The 9,056-nt window shown below is 54.2% G+C and carries 6 protein-coding genes; 3 read left to right on the plus strand and 3 right to left on the minus strand.

The features are described from left to right. Positions 1–377, plus strand: a 377-nt coding sequence (locus QZ279_RS10810) for a Hint domain-containing protein (RefSeq protein ID WP_293450718.1), incomplete at its 5' end; no start/stop codon positions are given. Positions 378–469: 92 nt separating this feature from the next. On the opposite strand, the gene QZ279_RS10815 is transcribed toward QZ279_RS10810, so the two are convergent. Further along, positions 470–1,063: a nucleotidyltransferase family protein gene (locus tag QZ279_RS10815; RefSeq protein ID WP_293450720.1), complete on the minus strand. Its 594-nt coding sequence runs from the start codon at positions 1,061–1,063 to the stop codon at positions 470–472. Continuing rightward, positions 1,063–3,474 carry an FAD-dependent oxidoreductase gene (locus QZ279_RS10820; RefSeq protein ID WP_293450722.1) on the minus strand — a complete coding sequence of 804 codons (2,412 nt, stop codon included), beginning with the start codon at positions 3,472–3,474 and terminating at the stop codon, positions 1,063–1,065. The genes QZ279_RS10815 and QZ279_RS10820 overlap by 1 nt, the downstream gene beginning before the upstream one ends. A gap of 167 nt (positions 3,475–3,641) precedes the next feature. Between QZ279_RS10820 and QZ279_RS10825 the strand changes: the two genes are divergently transcribed. Next, a complete protein-coding gene (locus QZ279_RS10825) occupies positions 3,642–6,062 on the plus strand; it encodes an FAD-dependent oxidoreductase (protein ID WP_293450724.1) in 2,421 nt (806 codons plus the stop codon). 46 nt (positions 6,063–6,108) lie between these two features. Here the strand turns inward: QZ279_RS10825 and mmsB are convergent, their stop codons facing one another. Further along, the gene (gene mmsB / locus QZ279_RS10830; RefSeq protein WP_293450726.1) at positions 6,109–8,025 is read right to left on the minus strand and encodes a 3-hydroxyisobutyrate dehydrogenase; all 1,917 of its coding nucleotides are present in this window, start codon (positions 8,023–8,025) and stop codon (positions 6,109–6,111) included. 168 nt (positions 8,026–8,193) lie between these two features. Here mmsB and QZ279_RS10835 point away from each other — a divergent pair. Further along, a partial coding sequence (locus QZ279_RS10835) for a glycosyltransferase family 2 protein (protein ID WP_293450728.1) occupies positions 8,194–9,056 on the plus strand: 863 nt, incomplete at its 3' end.

Consider the following 9,056-nt stretch of genomic DNA (forward strand, 5'->3'; position numbering starts at 1 on the left):
GTCGTGAATCATATCAGCCCCACAGGCTCAATCAGTTAATGGGTCCTGACCCTAGTTTACACCCAATCCGAATTGGCCAAGGTGCGCTGGGTCCAATGCTTCCTGAACGCGATACAGTTGTGTCGCCTCAACACAGAATGCTTTTGAGCAATGCACAAATTCGCGAATGGTTTGATGCGGACGAGGTTCTTGTTGCGGCGCATTTGCTGATTTGTTTTGAAGGTGTGTCGCGCGTGACGGTAGACTCTGTGACGTACATCCACTTCATGTTTGAACAGCACGAAATCGTATTGTTGGACGGTGCTTGGTCGGAAAGCTATCAACCCAGCGATCTACGTGCAGTGCGATGGATGCACGTCACCGCAATGAACTTTTGAGCATTTTCCCAGAATTAGAGGAAGATACCGAAATTAAATACCCCGCAGCGCGCCCATCGCTCACTGCGCAACAAATGACAAAAGCCCTCTTCTCAGACGTGTGACGCACCCCATTTGACCCAGTCTTCGGGCGTATCTAGATCAAGTCGGGCACGCTGGTCTTCTAGCTTTACCTGTAAGATTAGATCTGGGTTTTCGAGACATATAGAAGCCGCGCCACGATCGCCTTCCAAATCCCTGAATTTTGAAAGCAAACTTTTGGGGAAAAGTGTCGGATGACCCGGATTTGCGTCGATAGTCGTAGCCTGCACAATGCTGTTTGGTGCGGATAGGAACGCGTTCGCAATTTCTTCCAAATCACCAAGTTCCAGTGCAGGCATGTCCGGTGGGAGTATCATCAGACCATCTGCAAAGGATTTTGCAAATGCAGCACCCGCTTTCAAAGACGCGGACATCCCATCCGTTGCATTGTGCACAACAATTCTTTTCAAATCCAAATCACCCAAAACCGAAGCGCGCGGATGATCTGCATTTGGCAATGTGACGATAACCTCTAAGCCAGCTGCCAAGGCACGATTGGCCATCACGCGCAGGCAAGGCAAACCATCAACCAATTCCAGCAACTTATCCCCACCACGCATGCGCGATGACGCGCCCGCAGCGGGGAGAAGGCAAGCAATGCGCATTAACCGCGCATCCGCGCGCCGTCTGCATCAAACAGGGGTGTCGTGATCAGCCGTGCTTTGCGCATGTCTCCAAGGATTTCGATGTCGACCTCTAGTCCTTCATGCGCCAATTCACGCGGGATAAGGGCCTGTGCGATGCTCTTCTTGGCGTGGTGCGAATAACCGCCAGACGTGCAGAACCCTTGAACGGTGCCCTCGATCCACATCGGCTCATAGGCGACGACGTCTGCATCCTGTGCATCCACTTCGAACGCACAAAGAAGGCGGGCAGGCGGTGTTGCGCGCTCTGTTTCGGCTGCGGCGCGACCGATGAAATCAGTATTCTTCTTGAAGCTGATAAAACGGTCCATGCCTGTTTCTGCCGCCGTATAATCTGGTGAAAATTCCGACAGCCACGAGCCAAAGAATTTATCCAAACGCAGGCTCATCATCGCACGCATGCCAAAGGGCGTCATGGCGTGTTCTTGCCCTGCGTTCCAAAGCGTCCACCAAAGTTGGCGTTGCGCCATGCTGTCGCAATAAATCTCGTAACCCAGATCGCCTGTGTAGCTGACACGTTGCACGATGCAGTCTGCCATGCCGACGCACATACGACGCACGTCCATAAACTTCATCTCGGATACGTCACTACGCGTGCATGCCGCCAGCACCTCGCGCGCTTTTGGTCCTGCAATCTGAAACCCCGTCCGACGATCAGAGATGTTCTCGAGCGTTACACCGTCGTCCATGTTCTGTTCAAACCAGCGTGTGTGATAGGCTTGGCTGCCATAACTTGCGGTCACTTGGAATTCATTGTCGGCAAGGCAAGACACTGTGAAATCACCAATCAAGCGTCCCTTGGGCGACAGCATTGGCGTCAGACTAAGGCGGCCCACTTTTGGAATGCGTCCTGCCATGATCCGATCAAGCCATGTGCGCGCGTTCGCGCCTGCGACGCGATACTTGCCAAAGTTTTGAACCTCGTTGATACCAACGCCACTGCGCACCGCGTTCACTTCACGCGCCGTTGCATCGAATGCATCAGAGCGACGGAAAGAGGGCGTCTCGTAGCTTGGCTCGCCCTCGCGCGCGAAGTAGTTCGCGACCTCAAGCCCGTATTGCTGGCCCCAAACTGCACCCATATCGCTGAAAATATCGTACATCATCGTTGTGCGGAACGGACGCGCGGCAGGCAGTTCCTCATTGGGATAGCTCACTGAAAAACGCTTCTGATAGTTCTCGATCACCTTGGGCAAAGTGTAGCTGGGCGTGATCACGTCCTGACCAAAACGAGCAACATCCATCGCCATCGTGTCGCGCTCTGTCTCACCCTCGATCATCCATTGGGCAAGCATCAAGCCGACGCCGCCGCCTTGGCTGAACCCAGCCATAACGCCACAGGCAGACCAGTAATTGCGCATCCCGGGAACAGGACCGACCAGCGGATTACCGTCGGGCGCGAATGTAAACGGACCGTGGATCACGGATTTGATGCCTGCAGTTTCCAGCACGGGGAAGCGCTTGTAGGCAAAGGCAATACTGTCTTCGATCTTGTCGTAATCGTCGGGCAGCAATTCGTGGCCAAAGTCCCAAGGCGTACCATCCACGGCCCAAGGGCGGCAGGGCTGTTCGTAAAACCCGATGCACAGACCATGACCTTCTTGGCGCAAATAACTCTCGCCGGCAGGGTCCATCACATGGGGGTGTTCACTGTCCTTGTTGTAAATTTCAGGAATGTCATCTGTGACGATATACTGGTGCTCCATCGGGTGCAGAGGCAGATAAACCCCCGCCATCGCGCCCACTTCGCGCGCCCAAAGACCGCCCGCGTTAACGATGTGTTCTGCGTGGATCGTACCCTTGTTGGTGATCACATCCCACGTGCCATCGAGACGTTGGTTCGTCTTAATAACTTTTGTGTGGGTTTCAATTGTCGCCCCGCCCATACGCGCGGCTTTGGCGTAGGCATGGGTCGTGCCAGAAGGATCCAGATGTCCATCAAGTGGGTCATAAAGCGCGCCCAAGATGCCATCCGTGTTCGTAACGGGCGCAATCTTTTTGATCTCTTCAGGACCAACGATTTCAGTCTCTAAGCCCATGTAGCGATGTTTGGCGCGCTCAGCGAGCAGCATATCAAAGCGCTCTTGATTGTCCGCCAATGTAATGCCGCCCACGTGATGCAGGCCGCAAGACATGCCCGTGATTTGCTCAAGCTCTTTGTAGAGGTTGATGGTGTAGCCCTGAAGCGCGGCCATATTCGTGTCACCGTTCAACGTATGAAATCCACCCGCCGCGTGCCACGTAGAACCAGAGGTCAGCTCGGAACGCTCGATCAGCATCACGTCGGACCAGCCAAGTTTGGTCAGGTGGTACAAAACGGAACATCCGACAACGCCGCCGCCGATCACTGCTACTCTGGTGGTGGTTTTCATGAGAAGTATTCCTTGGCTAAACAGTGATCAATTCGGGTTCTTCGATTTTTCTAGAAAAATCTTGGCACCCGTTGTCAAGTTGCGACACATTATGTCGTGTTTCCTCTATTTGGCTTTATTTGGAAAGATACGCTCAGGTAAATATCGCAGCTTTCGGGAGTTAAGCCATGCGCACCACAGCACAAGCAGTCGTCATCGGGGGCGGCGTTATTGGTTGCTCTATCCTTTATCACCTTACCAAGCTTGGTTGGTCGGACGTTGTTCTGCTAGAGCGGGATGAATTGACGTCGGGGTCCACATGGCACGCAGCGGCGAACATTCACGGGCTGCATGATAGCACGAACATCAGCCGCATTCAGCATTATACGATGAACCTTTATAATGCGCTTGAGGAAGAAACTGGCCAATCTTGCGGCGTGTTCCAGCCGGGATCTTTGTACCTCGCACAGACCGAAGAGCGTGTGCACCAGTTGCGCTTGCAAGCGGCAAAGGCCAAGCTTTACGGCATGAATTTCTACGAGATCTCCATTGAGGAAGCCCAAGAGCTGAACCCGATGGTGAACTACGATGGCATCAAATGTGTGATGTACGAACCTGACGGAGGCAATGTTGATCCTTCTGGTGTGACGAATGCCTATGCGATTGGCGCGCGTAAACGTGGGGCGGAGATCAATCGCTTTACGCCTGTGACCGCGACCGAAGCACAATCGGATGGTTCATGGATCGTAAAGACGCCAAAGGGTGATATTCACACGCAGTGGGTGGTGAACGCAGCAGGTCTTTGGGGGCGTGAAGTGGCGGCACTTGCTGGGTTTGAACTGCCTCTGCAGCCAACTGAACACCAGTACTTCGTGACGGAAAGCATTCCCGAGATCGAAGCGTCAGATCGTCGCTTGCCGTCTGTGTCTGACCGCGACGGCGAATATTATCTGCGCCAAGAAGGGCAGGGTTTGCTGGTCGGGGCTTATGAAAAGGATGTGAAGTTCTGGGCCGAAGAGGGCACGCCGCTAGATTTCGCGCATGAACTGTTCCCAGACGATCTGGAACGGATCGAAGAGAATATGATGAACGCGATTGAACGTGTCCCAGCGGTGGCTGACGCTGGCATCAAGCGGGTCATCAATGGGCCTATGATTTGGTCGCCCGATTCCAATGTGCTGTTTGGACCTTTGCCAGAGCTTGAGAATTATTTCTGCTGCAACGGCATCATCCCAGGGTTTTCGCAATCAGGCGGTATGGGCCTGATGGCGGCCCAGTGGATGATCGAGGGCGAAACCCAATACGACATGTTCGGCTGGGACGTCGCGCGCTTTGATACTTGGGCCGATAAAGCCTTTACCAAAGCGCGGGTTGAAGACAGCTATGCACACCGCTTTGCGATCCATTTCCCGAATGAAGAACGCGCAGCGGGTCGACCTGCGCGCATGCGGCCCGCCTATTCCAAGCAAGCCGAACTTGGCGCTGTGTTTGGTTTGAACGCAGGTTGGGAGCATCCGTCGTGGTTTGCCGATACGTCTAGTGCGGCCGATACCAACGGGTTCACACGCCAAAATTGGTGGGGCCCTGTGGGCGAGGAATGCAAGATGTTGCGTAATCGCGCGGGGATCATCGATATCTCCAACTTCGCGAAATATATTTGCAAGGGTGCGGGCGCTGCCGAGTGGCTGAATGCGGTCTTTGCCAACAACATGCCAAAGGCGGTGGGGCGATCTTGCCTAACGCCCTTGATCGGCAAGCGCGGCGGAATCGCGGGCGATTTCACAGTGACCAAGCTGGCTGAGGATGAATTCTGGATCATTGGATCAGGCATGGCGGAACGGTATCACAAGCGGTTCTTCAAACAGGTGTCGTTGCCCGAGGGCGTGATATTTGAGAGCCGCACGAATGAGATTTGCGGGTTCAACGTCGCGGGTCCCAAATCGCGTGAAATGTTGCAACGTATGACGAACGCGTCGCTTGCAACCGAAGATTTTCCATTCATGCGATCCAAGCGGATAGAATTGGCTGGCGTAGAAGTGTTGGCGCTGCGCGTTAGTTTCACAGGGGATCTTGGCTGGGAACTGCATTGCGATGAGACCGATCAAGCGCGTCTGTATGAAGCGTTGTTAGAGGCGGGCAAAGAGATTGGCGCTGGACCCGTTGGCGGGCGCGCGTTGATGAGTCTGCGTGTGGAAAAGGGCTATGGATCGTGGAGCCGCGAATATAGTCCAGAGTACTTCCCGCAAGAAGTGGGCTTGGACCGTCTTTGTAAAATGGAGAAGAATTTTCTGAACAAAGCGGCAGCCGCTGAGACGCTAGCGCAGGACGCGCGCGAACATATGGTTCTGCTGCACTTGGATGAGACGGATGTGACTGCATCAAATGCGGATGCAACAGGGGGCGAGCCGATCTTTAAAGACGGCAAAGGCATCGGGCGCGTGACCTCGGGCACATATGGCTATACCGTTGGAATGAGCCTTGCGCTTGGTTTTGTCAAAGACGCCAAAGCGGGAGATGCGGTTGAAGTGATGGTCCTAGGCCAGCCCCATCGCGCGGTGATCTTAAGCGAGCCACCCTTTGATCCAGCGGGTGCGCGCCTTAGGGCGTAACGGGGTCGTAGGGTGCGTGATATCACGCACCCGCCTTAAACGACTGTTAGGGACGCCCGTTCTTTTCGAAACGAGGAAGCATCGCGCTGAAATCTTTGCCTGATCCGTCTTCGTCTTCGACAAACTGCGCATACAACGCTTGGGCCATTGCCCCCATGGGCGTGTCAGCATTTGCATCGATCGCCGCTTTTTGCGCAAGTTTGAGGTCTTTCAACATCAAGTCTGCCGCGAAACCTGGTTGGTAATCATTGTCGGCTGGAGACGTTGGGCCAACACCGGGGGCTGGGCAATAGGCGTTCATGCTCCAACTATACCCAGAGGACGTACTGACCACGTCAAACATCTTTTGACGGTCCAGACCCAGTTTGTCGGCCAGTGCAAAGGATTCACAAGTAGCGATCATAGTCACGCCAAGGATCATATTATTGCAAATTTTTGCGGCCTGCCCATTACCAGATGGACCGCAGTGAACCGACTTTTGTCCCATGATTTCAAACAGGGGCAGAGCTTTGTTAAACCCGTCTTCACCACCACCAACCATGAACGTTAACGTGCCACCAGAGGCCCCGCCGATACCACCCGACACAGGTGCATCGAGGGCGTGGACACCCGCTGCGACCGCTTGCTCAGCAACCGCGCGCGCACTCTCAACATCAACTGTTGAGCAATCCAAAAGAACCGCGCCCGCATTCATCGCGGGGATAACTTCATCCGCAACAGAACGTAGAATGTCGCCATTGGGCAGCATCGTTATCAACACATCAGCGCCTGTGGCGGCCTCAACCGCACTTTCGACGTTGCTCACGCCCTGTGCAGACGTGCCGGCCACATCAAAGCCACGCACAGTATGGCCCGCTGCAGCCAAGTTTGCCGCCATCGGGCCGCCCATATTACCAAGACCGATAAATCCGATTTGCATGCCTGTACTCTCTTCTTCAAATGTCAGTTTCTCTTTGCCCAATGGGCGCAGCATAAAGGAGACATCAACGGGGGGCACTTTGTCCAGCGCGTGTTTCCATTTCGGTGTGCGATCCTTGTCAATAATTGCGGCGCGTATGCCTTCAAGGAAATCCCCATGCTCCATTGCACGATACGTGAAGCGGTATTCGAGTTCCAATGCGCGCTTCATTTCGCTTATGCCGCGCAGACGGTGGATCATCTCGACTGCGCAGGCCATTGCGAGCGGAGAATTACGTGCAATCGATTTCAAGGATTTCTCTGCAAGTTCAGTATTTTCTGCGCGCAGGTTTGTGCAGATGTCATTAAGGCCTTCGCCTGCAAACAAGGCTGAGATCATATCCATATGTTCTGAAAGTGCAGCTTTGGGCGCGGGATGTTCTGCGGATAAGACAGCGCTGATATCACCCTCAGCACAAAGTGTGGCCCGAAGTTCTTCCCACGAGTCCTGTGGAATAAAATGATCTGCAAAACCGGCCAAGATAGCGTCCCCAGGCCCCATGCGATCAGTCGTTAGGCCAAGGTATTCCCCCAAACGTCCAGGCACATGGGCCAGTAACATCGACCCACCAACATCGGGCACCAATCCAATGCCACATTCGGGCATCGCAATGCGGCTACTGTCGCAGACAATCCGATGAGAGGCGTGGCATCCAACACCGACGCCGCCGCCCATCGTGAAGCCTTGCAAGAAGGTGACGATCGGCTTGGAAAACCCTGCAATCAATGCGTTCAATTGGTATTCGTCGCGCCAAAACCCTTGTCCGTATGTGAAATCGCCAGATCGGCCTGTTGCGTAAAGGTCTGCGATATCACCGCCTGCGCAAAACGCTTTGTCACCGCTGGCATCAATCAAGACCAGAGCGACGTTTGGATCGTTCGCCCAGTCCCGCAAGGCGACGTCAATTGCGCGGACCATGTCATAGGTCAATGCGTTCAACGCAGCAGGGCGGTTTAGCGTAATATGGCCAGCGTGGCCGGTGGTCCGGATATAGATGTCGCTCATTGGGTCAGTTCACTTTCGCAAATGGTGCGGGAATTCATTAGGTTTGTGGGTCTTTGGCGGCGCAAGAGCAACACTTGACGCGCAATCACATGCACGAACAAGGTGCTCTGTTTGTTTTAAGAGGATCTGGAGAGTAGTGTTGGACATTATTCTGGGGCGATAAAAAATATGGAGCGCACGGTCACGCGCATTGCTGTTGCTGCCGCGACACGACAACGACCGCGCATGTTCGCGGATCTTTTGCAGTCTTTGCAGGCCTTGGATGTGCCGCAAGGGGCGGAGCTTTGTTTTATTTTTGTCGAAAATGATGAAATCTTGACGCTGACTGATCTGGTTGATGACTTCGCAAAGCGTACTGGTTGGAGTGCGCGCGCATTTCTTGAACCACGTCGTGGTATTTCGCATTCGCGCAATACGGTACTTGAGGCCGCGCTTGCACAGGGCGCCGATTGGATGGCCTTTATTGATGACGACGAGCAAGTGCGCCACGATTGGTTGCGGATTTTGTGGGCTGGTGCGAAAGAGGCCGAGGCGCAGCTTGCGGGCGGCCCTGTCGTTCCCGTCGTTCCCTCTACAGGGTGTTCGGATGCTGAAGGGGCTGTCCTGTCCTACTACGAGCGCGCTGCAAAAGTGAGCGATGGGCGTAAAGCGTCTGCGATGGCTGCAGGTCAACGATTTGATCTGGCGACGAATAACTGGATTGCGGATTTGAACGCGGTTCAAATCGCGAATTTGCGCTTTGATCCTGTGTTCGGTTTGAGTGGCGGTGAGGACACTGATTTCTCGCGTCGTGCACATGCTGCCGGATTGACGTTGGCGTGGGTGCCCCATGCGATTGTGACCGAAGAGGTACCGTCTGAGCGATTGAACGCTGGATTTATTTCCGAGCGTGCCCGTGCACAAAGCATAACGAAATTTCAGATGATGAAGACTGCCAAGCCGCAGCTTGCGGCGTTGAATGCGGTTATCCAAATAGTGTCCAAAGGTATTTCTGGATTGGTTCGTATTGGCGTGTCGCCGATTTTGGGACG

It is taken from the genome of Planktotalea sp. (assembly GCF_018607965.1).
In the GTDB taxonomy this organism is placed as follows: domain Bacteria; phylum Pseudomonadota; class Alphaproteobacteria; order Rhodobacterales; family Rhodobacteraceae; genus Planktotalea.

Coding starts and splice junctions, on each gene's coding strand:
- QZ279_RS10815 (WP_293450720.1), bottom strand. CDS start 1,063: ATGCGCATTGCTTGCCTTCTCCCCGCTGCGGGCGCGTCATCGCGCATG.
- QZ279_RS10820 (WP_293450722.1), bottom strand. CDS start 3,474: ATGAAAACCACCACCAGAGTAGCAGTGATCGGCGGCGGCGTTGTCGGA.
- QZ279_RS10825 (WP_293450724.1), top strand. CDS start 3,642: ATGCGCACCACAGCACAAGCAGTCGTCATCGGGGGCGGCGTTATTGGT.
- mmsB (WP_293450726.1), bottom strand. CDS start 8,025: ATGAGCGACATCTATATCCGGACCACCGGCCACGCTGGCCATATTACG.